11 protein-coding genes are annotated in these 16,704 nt (G+C 36.0%); 9 read left to right on the top strand and 2 right to left on the bottom strand.

The genetic code is table 11. From position 1 onward, the window contains the following. Positions 1 to 3: 3 nt before the first annotated feature. Positions 4 to 1,179 carry a thioredoxin family protein gene (locus AC3HD6_RS01905; RefSeq protein WP_488894818.1) on the bottom strand — a complete coding sequence of 392 codons (1,176 nt, stop codon included), beginning with the start codon at positions 1,177 to 1,179 and terminating at the stop codon, positions 4 to 6. Between the two features lie 187 nt (positions 1,180 to 1,366). Then, complete coding sequence (locus tag AC3HD6_RS01910; RefSeq protein ID WP_488894819.1) at positions 1,367 to 1,729, bottom strand: winged helix-turn-helix transcriptional regulator; 363 nt, start codon at positions 1,727 to 1,729, stop codon at positions 1,367 to 1,369. Positions 1,730 to 1,876: 147 nt separating this feature from the next. Between AC3HD6_RS01910 and AC3HD6_RS01915 the strand changes: the two genes are divergently transcribed. From AC3HD6_RS01915 to AC3HD6_RS01955, 9 genes are all read left to right on the top strand, one after another. Then, the gene (locus tag AC3HD6_RS01915) at positions 1,877 to 2,821 is read left to right on the top strand and encodes an alpha/beta hydrolase (RefSeq protein WP_488894820.1); all 945 of its coding nucleotides are present in this window, start codon (positions 1,877 to 1,879) and stop codon (positions 2,819 to 2,821) included. A 5-nt stretch (positions 2,822 to 2,826) separates the two neighbouring features. Then, entirely contained in the window at positions 2,827 to 3,393 is a 567-nt protein-coding gene (locus tag AC3HD6_RS01920) for a cysteine hydrolase family protein (RefSeq protein WP_488894821.1), read from the top strand. 271 nt (positions 3,394 to 3,664) lie between these two features. After that, positions 3,665 to 5,248, top strand: a complete 1,584-nt coding sequence (locus AC3HD6_RS01925; protein ID WP_488894822.1) for a histidine kinase — start codon at positions 3,665 to 3,667, stop codon at positions 5,246 to 5,248. Positions 5,249 to 5,361: 113 nt separating this feature from the next. After that, the gene (locus AC3HD6_RS01930) at positions 5,362 to 7,947 is read left to right on the top strand and encodes a zinc-dependent metalloprotease (protein ID WP_488894823.1); all 2,586 of its coding nucleotides are present in this window, start codon (positions 5,362 to 5,364) and stop codon (positions 7,945 to 7,947) included. A gap of 6 nt (positions 7,948 to 7,953) precedes the next feature. Next, the gene (locus AC3HD6_RS01935) at positions 7,954 to 11,286 is read left to right on the top strand and encodes a SusC/RagA family TonB-linked outer membrane protein (protein ID WP_488894824.1); all 3,333 of its coding nucleotides are present in this window, start codon (positions 7,954 to 7,956) and stop codon (positions 11,284 to 11,286) included. A gap of 11 nt (positions 11,287 to 11,297) precedes the next feature. Further along, the gene (locus AC3HD6_RS01940; protein WP_488894825.1) at positions 11,298 to 12,617 is read left to right on the top strand and encodes a RagB/SusD family nutrient uptake outer membrane protein; all 1,320 of its coding nucleotides are present in this window, start codon (positions 11,298 to 11,300) and stop codon (positions 12,615 to 12,617) included. A gap of 73 nt (positions 12,618 to 12,690) precedes the next feature. Next, complete coding sequence (locus AC3HD6_RS01945) at positions 12,691 to 13,455, top strand: LytR/AlgR family response regulator transcription factor (protein ID WP_488894826.1); 765 nt, start codon at positions 12,691 to 12,693, stop codon at positions 13,453 to 13,455. Between the two features lie 741 nt (positions 13,456 to 14,196). Then, positions 14,197 to 15,657 carry a hypothetical protein gene (locus AC3HD6_RS01950; RefSeq protein ID WP_488894827.1) on the top strand — a complete coding sequence of 487 codons (1,461 nt, stop codon included), beginning with the start codon at positions 14,197 to 14,199 and terminating at the stop codon, positions 15,655 to 15,657. 403 nt (positions 15,658 to 16,060) lie between these two features. Next, entirely contained in the window at positions 16,061 to 16,567 is a 507-nt protein-coding gene (locus AC3HD6_RS01955) for a M15 family metallopeptidase (protein WP_488894828.1), read from the top strand. Positions 16,568 to 16,704: the final 137 nt, after the last annotated feature.

Raw genomic sequence — 16,704 nt, forward strand, 5'->3', positions numbered from 1 at the left:
TGTTTATTTTATTTGTTTTAATAATTCTTCTGCTAGATTAGAATCTCTGTTTGCTTGAACGGCCATGTTTTTAGACATTTCAGCATAATTTTTTGCCATTTCCTTATTTCCTGTTAAGAAATAAAGCTTAGCCAGGATGTAGGTGTTTTCTGAAGTTTCTCCCCGCATTACAGATTTCTCAGCCCATTCGGTCGCTTTTTTTAAAGAAGATGGTGTCTGTACATGATCTACAAATACCCATGCTGCTCTTAAAAGTTCATCCGGATTGAATGTTTCAGGATTTTTGTAATAATCCAAAGCTGCTTTTTCGTATTCCGGGAAATTGGCATTTCGCTCGTAATAGTTAAGTTTGGTCTGATTCAATTTAGTAATTGCAGTTTGTTTCCCAACTAATGGTTCAGCCATTTTCATAAAGTAATCATCATTTACTTTTTTGTTTTTATCATCAATGGACTGTTCTACAATTTTTGATAGCTTTAACTGGGAATCAAATTCAGTGTATGTTTCTTCGGGAAGAAATTTGATGATCTCTGCTTTTCGGGAAACAAAGGCTTTATAATTGGAATCTTCTGTAGATTTCAGGAAAAATAACATAAACCCTATTTCATCTTTTGAAAGAGGTTCAGATGCTTTTTTATTTTCAAAATATCTTTCAGATGCTTTTTTTGCAAACTCGTAATCAGTATCAGAATTAAGCTTCATAATATTGATAAGGAATTCAGGATTTTTTTCCCCGTTAGCAAATCTTTCTTTCAGAGAGCCTTTTTTATTTCCTTGTGAATTAATATCCTGAGCCATTGCCACAAACATACCTTCTTCCATATAACCTGTGTTTCTGGAAACAAGTTCGCCTTCACCATTCAGGAAAAGATAAGTAGGATAAGATCGTACTCCGAATTTGGAAGCAAGATCTCTGCCTTCTCCTTTCTCCATGTCAAATCTTGCATTGATAAAGTTGGTATTGAAGTATTCTCTCACGGATTTCTGAGGAAAAACATTTTTTTCCATCATTTTGCATGGTCCACACCAGGAAGCATACGCATCAATAAAAACCAATTTTTTTTCTTTTTTGGCCTTTGCTATAATTTCTTTAAATGGTAGTTCCTGAAACTGTATAGTCTCCTGAGCAGAGATGGCAATAGAGCAAACAATAGATATCCCGGAGATGATCTTCTTCATTTTCAAATAAGATTTGAAGCGAAGATAAATAATTTTCAAAATATAAATGAGGGAATCTTAAAGCAGAATGGCTATATTAACTAATTTTAAGACTTATATCTTTAGATTCCAATTGTTTTTAGGTGTTGATAAAGCAGAATACAATAAGTCTGGTTTTATTTCTAATATAATAAAACCACAATTATAACTAGCCTTTTTTCTTAGATTCTTTGTGTTCTTTACCCCAAATCTCCAGCTGGCTGAGTACCGGAAGTAATTTTTTTCCTATTTCAGATAATTCATATTCCACTCTGGGAGGAACCTCAGCATATACTGTTTTTGCAATCAGATTTTCCTGTTCCATTTTCTTAAGCTGCAGGGTAAGCATTCTTTCTGAAATATTGGGAATTCTGTTTTTCAGTTCAAAAAACCTCAGCTTTTCTTTTTTGAGATGATAGCAAATGGAAAGAATCCATCGTCCGCTAATCAGATTCACAGCATATATTTCGGAACAGCTTGATTCCAGCGTCTTTTTATTCTCGTTATTGGTGGATGATTCTTTAATGCTCATACTAACATTTTTGTTCGTTCCCTACAATCTATCGTAGGTTTGTATTTTACCGGATTGATGATTTAAATTTACAAATAAAAGAAGAAATATAGGATGAATGTCCTGTTTTCACAGACTTTTATTATAGTTTTTTTAGATGGGTATGTTATGGATTTAAATAGAATTAATAAGGAGCTGAGGGCCAGCATGGAAAACGTTCCGTATTCATTGGAGATCGATGAGAGTATATTTTTAAATGCTCCGGAAGCGGTACAGAAGGAAAGAATAGAATTTACAAAGACTCATCCTGTGAAACGGCCGGATCATGTTAAGATAAAAAATATCTTCATTTCAAGTTCGGTGAATGGTGAAGAAATACGATTGCATATTTATCAACCAGAGAATTTTAATAGAAACAAGACGTTGATCTATTTTCATGGAGGCGGTTATGTTTTTGGTTTACCAGAGCAGGTCGACAGCCAAATGTTTGAGATAGCAGATGAATTGCAGACGACCATTATATCTGTTGATTACAGGCTGTCGCCTCAGTATCGGTTTCCTATACCTATTCTGGATGGTTTTGATGCCTTGAAATGGCTGATTGATGAAGGCGAAAATCAACTAGGAATAAATACTGAACAGCTTACCGTGATGGGAGCTAGTGCAGGAGGACATTTGGCAGCAGCAGTAGCTCAGATGGCTGCCGACCAGAATATAGATAATATTAAACATCAATTTTTATTGTATCCTGTTATTCATAATGGATTGAATACTTCTTCTATGCAGGAATTTACAGACTCTCCGTTATGGAGTAAAAGATATGCAGAAATAGCATGGCAGCATTTTTTAGGCAAAGAAAATATGAAGAATAGTGTTACCTATTCAGATCTTACTCAATACCATAATTTTTCTGCACTGCCTCAAACAACAATTGTTGCCTGTGAACTTGATCCTTTAAGAGATGAAGGCATTGAGTTCTCTCAATTACTATATAAGGCAGGAGTGGCAACTGAGCTCTGGGTGATTCCGGGGGCAGTTCATGTATTTGACCTTTTTAATTGTCCCTTGACTGATCAGTATAAAAAGTTTTTGATGAGCAGACTTTTCAAATAAATAATATGAAATTAAGAGATAAAAAGCCAGCATTAATCCTTATAGATATTCAAAAAGGATTTCTTGATGAAAACTATTGGGGTGGAAATAGAAATAATAAAGACGCCGAAAAAATAAGTGGAAAAATATTGGAAAAATGGAGGGAGCTTAATTTGCCAATATTTCACATTCGACACAGTTCAACAAATCCTCAATCTAAATTACATGAATCTGATCCTGGGTTTGAATTTAATGACAATGTCTTGCCTCAGCGTAATGAATGCATTATCACTAAAAACGTGAACAGTGCTTTTATAGGAACCGATCTGAAAGATAGGTTAGAGGCTCAGAAAATAAATACTGTAGTAATTCTAGGCATTACCACCAACCATTGTGTTTCTACAACTTCAAGAATGGCTGGAAATTATGGATATGAAACTTATGTTATTTCAGATGCAACAGCCGCTTTTGACAGAATAGGAATAAATGGAGAAAAGTATGACGCAGAATTGGTTCATCTCATGGCATTAGCCAATTTGAATGAAGAGTTTGCATCCGTTTTGAATGCTGAAGAATTATTAAAAAACTTATAGAATAGAATGCAAACCAGAATATATTTAAACTGCTGTATATAGGGCAGTTTTTGTTTTTGTACAAAAGAAATCATTTTATCCTCAGTTTTTTCATCAAAAACAGGTTGTATTTATCAGGATTTTTAAGATAATTTTATTTCACTCAATGGTCCTGGAATCTTTGTTATATCTTTGCAAACGAATAAATTATCCCATACAATAAATTATAAAATATAGGCTTTGCTTCAGGTATTGCCTTTCTTTTTTTGGGGACAATATAAATGCAGAAGAATTGAGTATTAGTTTTAAAAACGCCTTATCCCAAAAATCTATTTATGCTGCTGCTTTATCCACCTGCTTAATTGCAGTAGTGGCTTTTGCTGTTTTGAGCCATTTGATCGCTGAAGATAACCGTAAAAATAACGAAGATTTTGCCAAAAAGACATTTTTCAGGAAGTACGAATCAGTGGAAAGTGAATTCAGGAATATTGAAGATTATCAGTATCTGCTTCGTGAATTGATTCAAAAGGACGGACTGAAAAACTATAGAGATTATTCGTTGGTTTTAAATGATTTAAATAAAAAAAGAAACCTGCTAACTTATAGCTGGTATTATTATGACCATAGTAAAACCGGAACGTATGAAAGCAATAATCCTTTATCAGACCTTTTTAAAGAGAGGAATAAGACAGCACGCTCCATTTCCATAAAAAATAACGGTTCCGGACATTTTAAAGACCTTTTGATAACCCGTAAAGACAGTATGTATTGGGTAAGTTATGATTCCTTGGTATTGCCTGAAAAAAATGTTCTTTATTATGGCTCTACGGTAAGTTTAGATGATCTGCATCAATATTTTACCAATGTAGATAAAAGTTCAAATACCTATGCTTACGTTTTTACTAAAGAAGGAATTTGTATTACCCATCCCGAGAAAAAGTACATTGGAAAAAATGTTTTTAAATTCACAGATATTAAAGCGGAGGACACGTTATGCAATAAAACAAAATCAGGATACACTGAAGGGATTGCAGCTTCAGAGTATTTGGGAATGGAAGTCACACGGTTCATAAAACCATTGAAAACAGATAATTTTGATGGGTATGCAGTAGTGAATCATGTCAACTTTATCATTGATGAGAATACTAATAAGGTTAAAGCTTATACTGTTTATATATTTCTGGCTGCTCTATTTCTTATTGTAACAGTTTTTATTTTATTTCAACGGTCTACCAGTATAGCTTACAGGGAAAAAGAAAAAATACAGTCCGAAAAAAATCTTCTGTTAATTGATAATGAAAAGATGCATAAAGCAGAAGTTATTAATCAGCTTCAGCAGCTTAAAAATAATATCAACCCGCATTTTCTTTTCAATTCTTTGAATTCATTATATATGCTGATAGGTATTAATAAAGAGAATGCTCAGAAATTCACGATGAATCTTTCCAAAATCTACAGATACCTGATTGTTCCGCCAAAAGAAAATATTGTCCCTGTTTCCAAAGAAATTGATTTTATCCGGAAATATATGGAGCTTTTGAAGAGCAGGTTTGATGAAGAACTGATTTTCCAGCTCATTATAAAAGATCCCGAAAGTTTAAAGAAACGAATTCCTTATTTATCCCTTCAGATCGTAACGGAAAATGCTATTAAACATAATGTTGCCACCATAGATCAGCCTTTGGAAATTACAATAGAAGTAGACGGGAAAGGCATCACGGTAAAGAATACGTATCAGCCCAAAACGGAAGAAGTACAGGGAGAGAAATTTGGAATTGATTATTTGAATCAGGTTTATGAGTATTTTAGAGAAAATCCGCTTCATATTTCTGTAGATGGTGAAAAGTTTATATGTTTTTTGCCATTAATGAAATAAAATGAAAAAATCCATTCACTCCCGAATAATCACCATTCACTCCCTAAAACACCCTATATAATTCACTATACCTATAGCTTTGCCAGCTGAAACTAAGATATTTACTATTTGGAATGAATCGGACTATTTTAATGAAGAATTACAGACTTGCTCTGTATCTTGGATTAGCTATGGCATCGCCTGCTGTCCTTGCACAGAAAAAAGACACTGTAAAAACGACCAAGGACAAAACCGAAAAAGCAGATCTTTCATCATCAAAGAAGACAAAGAAAATTGACGAATTGATTAAGAAAGGAACGTACAAAAAAGGGATTTTCAATACCATTCAGGTAAAAACAGATCTTTATTTTGAAATTCCTGACAGTTTAATGGGACGCCAGTTTTTGGTAGTGAACAAGCTGTCTCAGGTACCATTGCAGGTAAATGAGGCTGGTTTGAACAAAGGAATGAACTATGAGAATAAGATCATTTCTTTTTACAAAGACAGTGTTGCCAAAAAAGTATGGGTAAGAACTTCTGAAGCTAAGGTGTCTTCTCCTAAAAATGATGCCATTACAAAATCTGTTAAAGATAACTTTTCAGGATCTGTAATTGAGGTATTTGATATTGAAGCTCAGAATAATGATTCTACTTCGGTAGCCATCAAAGTGAATAAGGTTTTTGACGGAAATCAGAAAAGCTTTAATGATGTATTGGCTAATGTAGGCCTTGGTGGATCAGTAAAATCAAGTCTTTCCTTTATTGAAGGAGTAAAAACATTCCCGGAAAATCTTGTGGTGAAATCCCAACTGAGCACTTCTGTAAATGAAGGCGGTGTGGATCTTCCGGTAACACTTGGAGTAACCAGCAATCTGGTACTGCTTCCTAAGGTTCCTATGAAACCAAGGGTTGCAGATGCAAGAGTAGGGTTTTTCAGCGAAAAGCACTGGTCTTTCAATGACCAGCAGCAGAAAATGGATGAGAAATTTTTCATCACCCGTTGGAACCTGGAACCTAAAGATGAAGACAAAGAAAAATATCTGAGAGGTGAACTGGTAGAGCCTAAAAAGCAGATTGTTTATTATATAGATCCTTCCACACCAAAACAATGGCGTGAAAAGATCATTGCAGGAGTTCATGACTGGCAGGTTGCTTTCGAGCAGGCAGGTTTCAAAAATGCTGTTATCGCTAAGATGCCGGATGAAAAAGATGAAGATTTTGATATTGATGATGTAAGATATTCCGTAATCACATACGCTGCTTCTCCAAAGTCTAATGCGATGGGACCATCTGTAGTAGACCCAAGAAGTGGTGAAATCATTGAAGCAGACATCATCTGGTGGCACAATGTAATGACTTCTCTTCAGGAATGGATGAGAATTCAGATAGGGCCTATTGATTCCAGAGCGAGAGCGAATAAATTCAGTGATGAATATATGGGAGAAGCCATCCGTTTTGTATCCTCTCATGAAGTGGGTCATACTTTCGGGTTAAAGCATAACATGGGATCCTCTTTTGCATTCCCTGTAGAATCTCTTCGTTCGAAAGAATTTACCGATAAGATGGGGGGTACAGCTCCTTCCATTATGGATTATGCCCGTTACAATTATGTGGCACAACCGGAAGATGGAGTTACAGCCATCACTCCAAAGATCGGAATCTATGATAAATATGCTATTGAATGGGGGTACCGTTGGTATCCGGATGAATTCGCTGAGAAAAAAGCGCTGAGAAATTTAATAGAGAAGCATGAAGATGACCCATTATATTTCTATGGTGAACAACAAAGTTATCTTGAAACGATAGACCCGCGTTCGCAGTCTGAAGATTTAGGTGATGATGCAATGAAAGCCAGCGAATACGGAATGAAGAACCTTAAAGTGGTTGCCAATAATCTTTTAAAATGGACCTATGAAGATGGTAAAGATTATACAGATGCTGGTAAATTATACATGGGCGTAATTGGACAATGGGATCTGTATACAGGACATGTAATGGCAAATGTAGGAGGAATTTACCTGAACAATACAGTTTTTGGTAATAAGAAAAAAGCCTATGAAGCAGTTCCTGCTGAAACCCAGAGAAGAGCGGTTGATTATTTGGTTAAAAACTCGATCAATCTTCCAGAGTGGTTATTCTTTAACCCGATTACTGAGAAAACATATTCGGTGAAAAACTCCCCAATGGGACCGTTTGAACAGACACCATATACCCTGGCCAGAGGAATGCAGTATGCCAATATCTATTCCCTTTTTATGGATGACCGATTGCTTAGACTCCTTGAGAACGAGTTGAAGCATGAAGTTTCAGGTTCAAAAGATAAGATCTACACAGTAGAAAACTTATTTGAACAGGTAAGAACAGCCATTTTTAACAAGAGAGGAAGCCTTACGATGCTTGAGAAAATGGCGCAGAAGAACTATGTGGATGCATTGATTGTTTCGGTGAACAAATTATTCGAAAAAACAGCCGTAAAAACATTGAAGACAGATCAGACATTAAATATGCCCATGATCTGCAACTATCATGAAGAAGGTAAAAACCTTAGAAACATCAATTATTCATCCATGAAGAGAGTATCTGAAGTAACTACGTACAAAAGATCAGAATTACAAAAAGTTCTGAACTTCCTGAATGGAACCAGATACAGAGGTGATGACGCTTCAAGAGCGCATTATTCAGATTTAATTATTCGTATTGAAGAGGCTTTAAACAAATAAACAGCAATGAAAAAAACTCTAATCCTTTTACCTCTTTTAGCGGCCCAGGTTGCATTGGCTCAGGAAAAAAAGACCATTACAGGAAAGATAGAAGACGGTAATACTTCCAGCGTAATTGCAGGAGCATCTATAAAAATAGAAACCCAGTCCGTTTCTACAAAAACAGATTTAGACGGTATTATCGAAAGTGTATCTGTAGGTACAGTAGCTGATAAGGACGGAAAATTTATACTGGAAATACCAGTAGGGATCAAATCTATCCTAGTAAGTTTTCCAGGGTATGAATCCCGCATCATTCTAATCAATGAAGATAAAACCAACTATACGGTAAGATTGGTTCCTGAAGTTTCGGATAAAAACAAGATTCAGGAAGTGATCATTACCGGATATCAGAAGATTGAAAAGCGTAAGCAGACTTCAGCGGTTGCTACGGTAAAAATGGATAACATCAGCCAGGCTGGGGTGGCAAGTGTAGACCAAATGCTATCCGGACAGATTGCCGGGGTAGTGGTGACTCCGGAAACAGGATCGCCGGGTGGACCTGCAAAAATCAGAATCCGTGGAACAGCGTCTTTGTCTGGCCCTCAGGATCCGCTATGGGTAATTGATGGTCTTCCGTTAGAAGGAAATGATGTTCCTAACTTCAGCGATAAGGATAATATCGATCAGCTTCAGAATTTTTCTATTGCAGGGTTGAACCCGAATGATATTGAAGATATTACCATCCTGAAAGATGCTGCTGCAACAGCCATTTATGGAGCAAGAGCAGCCAATGGGGTAATTTCCATCACTACGAAAAAAGGAAAGAAGGGAAGCATGAGATTGAATTTCTCTGCAGATACTTTCGTAACAGCCCGTCCTGATTTTGAGAAATTAAACCTGATGAACGCCTCAGAGAAAGTAGATCTTGAATTGATGCTGGCTCAGCGTGCAGATCTTACTTACCGTGCAGACAAGGGGGAGGTGATGAGAATTTTAACTCAGAATAACCAGCTTGATGATTTTAGGACTGGAGGCCTGGGTGCTTTAAGTCCATTGACCCGTAACCAAATCAATGCGCTAAGAAATAACACTACTGATTGGGGGAAACTGTTATACAGAAATGCCATCAATAAACAGTATGGAGTAAGTATTTCCGGAGGAGGAGAAACTTCAGATTACTATTTCTCTTTAGGGTATTATGATGAAGAAGGGACAACGATTGGTACAGGATTTAAGCGTTATAACCTTACTTTAAAGAATAATTATAAATTAAGTGATAAGTTAACAGCTGGGATCTCTGTTTTCGGAACTCAGAGTGAGAAAGAATCATTTATGACGGATGCAGATGCTGCTGCAAGCCCTATTAATTATTCAAGAAATGCTAATCCATACATGAATCCGTTTAATCCGGATGGAAGCTATAGGTATGATAAAGATATCGATGGTTTTGCAGATACTTATATTCCTTTCAACTTCCTTGAAGAAAGACAGAATACAAGTTATACGCTGAAAAACCATTCATTAAAGGCGATTTTGGATTTAGAATATAAGGTTTCAAAAAATCTGAAATTCACGTCTCAATTAGGTATTCAGTATGATACTAACAAGACGGAAAAATATGCCGGACAAGAGACGTATTTTACCAGAAAGATGAAGGAAGGAACCCGTTATTATAAAGACGGTGGATATAAGTATTTCCTGCCTGCCGGAGACATCAAACAAAACTGGGACAACGATTTCTTCCAATACAACTGGAAATTACAGGGAACTTACAGCACCAAAATCAATTCTGTACATGAAATTGATTTGATGGCAGGAACGGAGCTTCGTAAAACAGAAGATAACACAACGCTTACCAGAGCTTTTGGGTATAACAAAAATACCAGAACTGCTACTCCGATTGCTTTCCCAAGTGCCAATTTCGCTGCTGAAAAGAAGTATGAAACATACCGCGAAATGCCGCCAGTAGAGAATGCTTATGCTTCTATGTTTGCTACAGCATCCTATACTTACGATCAGAAATATACTTTCTTCGGAAGTGTAAGATATGACGGGACGAACTTATTTGGGGTCAACAAAAAGTATAAATATCTTCCGATATGGGCTGTTTCCGGTTCATGGCTGGTAACGAAGGAAGACTTTATGAAAAATATAACACCTGTTTCCAACATGAGACTGAGAGCTTCCTATGGTTTACAGGGAAATATTGACCGTAATACTTCACCATTCTTTATTGGAGAATACAATTATGCCAATATTCTTCCAGGAATGAGAGAAGACGTAATCAATGTGATTAGCCCGCCAAATGATAAACTTCGTTGGGAAAAAACTACGAACGTAAACTTTGGTCTTGATTTAGGATTGTTCAAAAACCGTATCAACCTTACTGCAGATGTATACAGCAGAAAAGGAACAGATATGATCAGCATGAAGGAAACGCCGCTTGAATCAGGTTTTGAGTATACGATGATGAACTGGGGAAGCCTCACGAACAAAGGTTTTGAATTGGCTTTATCTACAAGAAACATCGATAAAGAAAACTTCAAATGGTCTACTACCATCAACTTTGCCCATAATAAGAGTAATGTATTGAGTGAGCAGCCTCGTGATAATGCGTTTCTTCCATCCAGAGAAGGGCTTCCTGTAAATGCAGTGTTTGCTTTAAAAACTGCAGGAATGGATGCTTCTGGAAACCCATTATTCTGGAAAGGAAATGAAAAGGTATCTGCCGAAGAATTCTTCAAGCTTTATGATGTATATGCAGACTTCCTTCCGGGACAGTTCGTAGATACAAAATTAACAAACGAAGAATTGAGAAATCTCTTCACTTATGTAGGAGACAGAGATCCTAAGTTCACAGGAGGGATCATCAATAACTTCAAGGTTAAGAATTTTGATTTAACGATTGCGGCGACATTCAACTTTAAGCAGACTGTAATGCGTACTCCTTCTTACAGAGGAATGGATCTGGATAGAGGAAGAAACTATACAAGAGAAATTTACGAAGCTGGTGGCTCATTACCAGGAATTACAAGTCCTGATATGGATGCAAACCCTAATGGCTGGATGGCTAATAAATGGTTTGCAGGAAACCGTTCCAACACGTATGGATTATTGGATGTATGGGCTAAAGAGATCAGTTACCTAAGAATCAGCAGTATTCGTCTGGGATATACGCTTCCAAAAGAATTTACGGCACCTATGGGAATCAGCAGCTTAAGACTGAGTGTGGAAGGACGTAACCTGTTTGTATTCAGTAATGGATACAAAGGATATTTTGATCCGGAAACGTATGGTAATATTTATGCACAGCCTATTGCTAAATCAGTGACAGTAGGATTTAATGTTTCTTTTTAAAACTTGAAAAAATGAAAAAAATAACAACGATCATAGCATTAGCGGTTATCAGCTTTACCACTGTAGGATGTGACAGATTTTTAGATATTCAGCCTGAAGGAAAAGTAATTCCGACTACTGTTGAAGATTATCGTAAAGTTCTTACCTCAGCCTATGCAAAATATCCTAATCATAAGTCTTTATCAGTACTTCGTACCGATGAGGTAACTGTTAATGAAAATATCAGTGATTTCAATGTATATCGTGAAATCGCGATGTGGAAAGATACCAATAATGATTCTGCAACATTAGAATTCCCATGGGTGAAGTTTTATTCAGTGATCTTTTATCTGAACCAGATCATCAATGAAGGAGTAAAAACCATGGCAGACTCTCCTGAAAAGCAGCAAATTCTTGCAGAAGCTTATGCATTACGTGCTTATGCCTATTTTGACATGGTGAATCTATATGCGAAGCCATACAACAGTGCTACAGCTTCTACAGACAGAGGGGTTCCGATCAGTCTTGAAATGGATATTGAAGCTGTATTAAAGCCATCCAGCGTGCAGGAAGTTTATAATCTGATCCATGCAGATATGAGTAAGGCAGAAGGTCTTATGGTAGAGCAGAAGCAGACAGCAGGAATCAACTATAGATTCTCCAAGATTGCATTAATGGCTTTACAGGCCAGAACAGCTCTTTATCAAAATGACTGGAACAAAGCTTTGTATTATGCAGAACAGGCATTAGCCATGAAAGGAGATCTTGTTGATTTGAATACCAGTAGTACACTTCCTCATCATTATATGGCGGTAGAATCTATTATGGCTTTGGATGATGTATTTGACAGTGCTGCACAGAATTTATCATTTGCATCTTCTGAGTTAATGTCAAAATTCAATACTACTACAGATAAAAGGTTTAAGCTCTATTTCGAAAAAAATGGCAGCCAGTATAAAATCATTAAAAAAGGAAGTTCAGAATTTAAAGTATCCTTCAGAACTACAGAAATGTATTTCATAAAATCTGAGGCATTACTGAAACTGAACAAACTTGATGAAGCCAAAGAAACGTTATTAAAAGTTCTTAAAAACAGATATACTCCGGAAGGATATACAACCGTTCAGAATATGGTAACACCAATGAATGCTGCAAACTTTATGAATTTCATCCTTGATGAAAGATTCAGAGAGTTTGCGGTAGAAGGACACAGATGGTTTGACCTGAGAAGGGCTAACCAGAAAGAAATTAAACATACCATTAACGGTAAGGACTATATTCTTCAGCAGAATGATCCGAGATATACAATAGAATATCCGATGAGTGCAAGAAAAAATAATCCTAATTTATAGAACACTTCATATTAACAACCCCTGAAACCGCTAGAATTTAACCGTTCTAGCGGTTTTTTTGTACTTTTGCAGTATGAAAATTGCCATTATTGAAGATGAGCTGCTGGCTGTTAATTATCTGAAAGACCTTTTAGATAAACAAAACATCATTCCTGTTACGGAAATTGTGGTTCTTCGTTCTAAAAAAAAGGCAATAGACTTCTTTGAAACTGATTCTGCTGATCTTATTTTTATGGATATTCATCTTGGCGACGGGATGAGCCTGGAAATTTTTGAGCAGGTAGAGCTTTTTACTCCCATCATCTTTATTACGGCATTTGATGAGTATGCAATGCGTGTTTTCAAACATTTTACCATAGATTATGTCCTGAAACCTTTTGAAGAAGAAGATCTCCATCAGGCATTACAGAAATTTGTTTCCATCAGAAATAATTTTGATCCAGAACCTTTATTGAAATCCATTTCTACCTTACGTCAGGGAGAAGATACTGAGATGATGAAGCGTTTTATGGTGCGGGAAGGTAATAAGCTAAGGTCTGTAGATGAACAAAATACAGCCTATTTCTTTGCTTCAGGAAAATATCTTTTCCTTACAACCATGGATAATCAAACGTATATTTTTGATGATACCATCAAGGATATTATCCAGAAACTTAATCCACAGGTTTTCTTTAAAGTGAACCGTAAGTTTATCATTAATAAAGAAGCAATTACAGAAATCATCAAGCATTCAAGCCAAAAGGTAGAACTAAAACTTTCTCCCAAACCCGAAGTAAGTGATGAGGTATTTATCAGTAAAATGCAGATTACTGAATGCCTGAACTGGTTAAAGAATTAAGGAGGCAGAAAGCCTGATGCTGGAAGAGGGAAGTACTGATGGTTTGGATACATAATTCAGTCTTTTTAACTTTTGTATTTTGTCATTCCAAGAAAAGAGGGCTCTCAATATAAGAATCAATAAAAGTATTTAATTATCACCTAATTTTTTCAAACGCAAAGATTAAATTTAAATCTTTACAATTTTAAGGGAGCAAAACTAGAATCAATGCAATTGATTCTTACTAAGCGTATGCACATCCCCATGCTTCATCAGCGGTTTACCGCAATCTTAGCTTACTTAAAAATAAATCATCCGAATCACTATAACTTTGCGTCTAAAAAATAACAGTTCGTATAGAAAAACACATCACCCAATATTTTATCTAAACCATTTAATTTATCACCTGATTTTTTCAAACGAAGATTAAATTTAAATCTTTACAATTTTAAGGAAGCAAAACTAGAATCAATGTAATTGATTCTTATTAAACGTATGCACAATTCCCACGCTTCATCGGCGGTTTACCGCAATCTTAGCTTACTTAAAAATAAATCGTCCGAATCACTATAACTTTGCGTCTAAAAAATAACACCTCGTATAGAAAAATACATCATCCAATACTTCATTTAGATTATTCCATCAAACAACAAACAAAAGTTCCTATAGAATAGTAACCTTCGCTCTTCCAGCTTCCAACCTCTCCCTCTCTTCATTTTTTTTCGTATTTTTCATCTTTAAATTATTGTTAACTATTGAATCATGAAAATATATCTACTAACAGCCTTATTATTTTCTTCTGTAGTATTCTCTCAAAAGATACAGTTGAAAAAAGATAAGATTTTATTCAATGAAAAGGAAGTAGGAATCCTGAAATCCCCTTACAGAGATCATTTTGAATTTTATAACCTGGCGAATGAAAAGGTTTTTGATGCCGATTTAAAAGGAGTGACGTTAGCAAAAGAACAGTTTCTTTATTATCTTGATATGAAATCTGCAGATGGGAAGACCACTCAGATTCCTTATGAAGTATTGGTTACCTCATTTAAGGTAGATAGAATTGTAGCTTATCAATTGGCCGTAAAATATCACCTTTTCAATGAAAATGGTTTTGATAAGACAGAACTAGAAAAATTCTTTACTACTCCGAGGGAAAATCTGGGCGACAAATATCTGGCTGCAAAAACCAACAGTATTGCTGAAGATAATGCAAGAAAAAGCAGACTTGATAATATCAGAAGCCTCTACAATCCAAGAATGGGTTCCAATGGAGAAATTTTGATCAATAGCGGAGGCTTTCAATCTAAAATTATTGGATATTCAAGAGCGTTTAACTGTGTAGGGTTCAATAATACGGGATCTTGTCTGGAAGTAACTGATTTGGATGGTGTGAAGGTGGCTTCTATGTATCAAACCAATCAGGGGTTGAAAACATATTTGGTAAAAACCTTTGATAACAATGAATTTACCTTTACCGCTACAAGGCCTTATGCACCTTCAGATTATGCATTTATCAATGAGTTTGTAGCTAATCTTTTTATTGAAGGGTATACACTTGAACATCAGGCTTACTATAAAAATCAGGAACTTCATCAGGCAAAAATGAATGATGCAGTGAACCGCAGTATCAATTTATATGATATTCCGGGGTATCTGGTTGAGAAATCAGGAAAGAAAACAGAAGGAGCAGTTACGATTTGGTTTGAAATGCTGGATCCGGAAAGAACTGGACAAAAACTTCCTCAGGATGGGGCAGATCGGTTTGGACAACGTGTTACGCTGAAGAAAAGATTACCAGGGATGAATAGTATGGCGACCAAAGTATATGATGCTGATTCAGGAGTACATTTCTGTGTATCTCCGAATGGAAACGAAGAATGTTACTATGGCCTGGATGTAAAAGGAGAGCTCATGAAAAAGCTTCAGAATTATGGAAGTCTGCATGGTAATAATTCCTATTTCTATAGATTGGTTGCAAAAGAGAATAAGGTTATGCTCCTTCAGGATCCTGTAGAGCTTCAAAAATATGTCATCAAAACAGATATACAGCCTAAAGGGCAAATGCTGGACAGCAGATCCAATGATAAGTTATCCGAAAAGCTGGCAGACTATCTTAAAGACTGCAAGTCGGTTTCTGACCAGCTGAAAAATGAAAGTCTTGATCTTAAGAATGAGGAAAACCTGATACAGATTATTTCAGACTATAGTAAATGTAAGAAATAACTGAATACAGGAATAATTAAATCCGGCAACAATAAGTCTGTTGCCGGATTCTTGTTTTATAATAGTGTAGAAGCTTCTTAGTTTCCTTCTTCCATCCTTATTAAATAGCCAGTTTCAGTGAATCCTTCTTCTTTGATAAAATTTTCCTCGAAAAAATATAATGCGTCAAGTTTTGACGTTGGGGGGGTATACTTTTGTTTCAGAATTAAAGAACGAACTATAGATGACTGTACGCTTGCTTATCCTGATGATATTTACCATTTCTAAACTTAAAGTTTCAAACCAGTTGTAGCAAACAATTTCAATTTTTTTAATCATTCAATATAACACGTCAAGTTTTGGCGTTAGCCTGAAATACCTTTGCTAAAGAATCAAACACCAAATCACAAAATAGTAATCATCCATGGATAAACCAAGTGAAAACAGAATAAAAAATCTCCATCCATGGGTAAGGAAAGAAGTCACACAAATTATAAAAGAATGTGATGAAGCCCTTACCGGGAGAGCAAAAGTAAGAATTACCCAAGGTCTGAGAACTTTCAAAGAACAAGATGCGTTGTATGCGCAGGGGAGAACGAAAGTCGGAAAAAAAGTCACTAATGCCAAGGCCGGACAAAGTATTCACAATTACGGATTAGCAGTAGATATTTGCCTTATTATCGACGGAAAAGCAGCAAGCTGGGACACTGCGAAAGACTGGGATAATGATGGTGTAGCCGACTGGTACGAATGTGTGAAGATATTTGCCAGACATGGCTGGAACTGGGGCGGAAACTGGAAAACCTTTAAAGACCTGCCACACTTTGAGCGAAACTCCATCTGGAAAGGCGAACGAAAGATCAAAGCAACCTGGAGAAACTTACAAAATTTACCAAAAGATAAAGACGGATATGTAATTTTCACGAAATAATCCCGGGATTATTTCACCGTGAAAATCAATACTACAATCAAACGGAATGATTGTACAGGAAGGGTTTTGTCTTTTCCGGAAAGAATAAAACGCTTCTTATTGAGCACTTGTTAAAACCTAAAAGAACACTGAATAAA

The sequence above is a fragment of the Chryseobacterium sp. II3a genome (genome assembly GCF_057815135.1).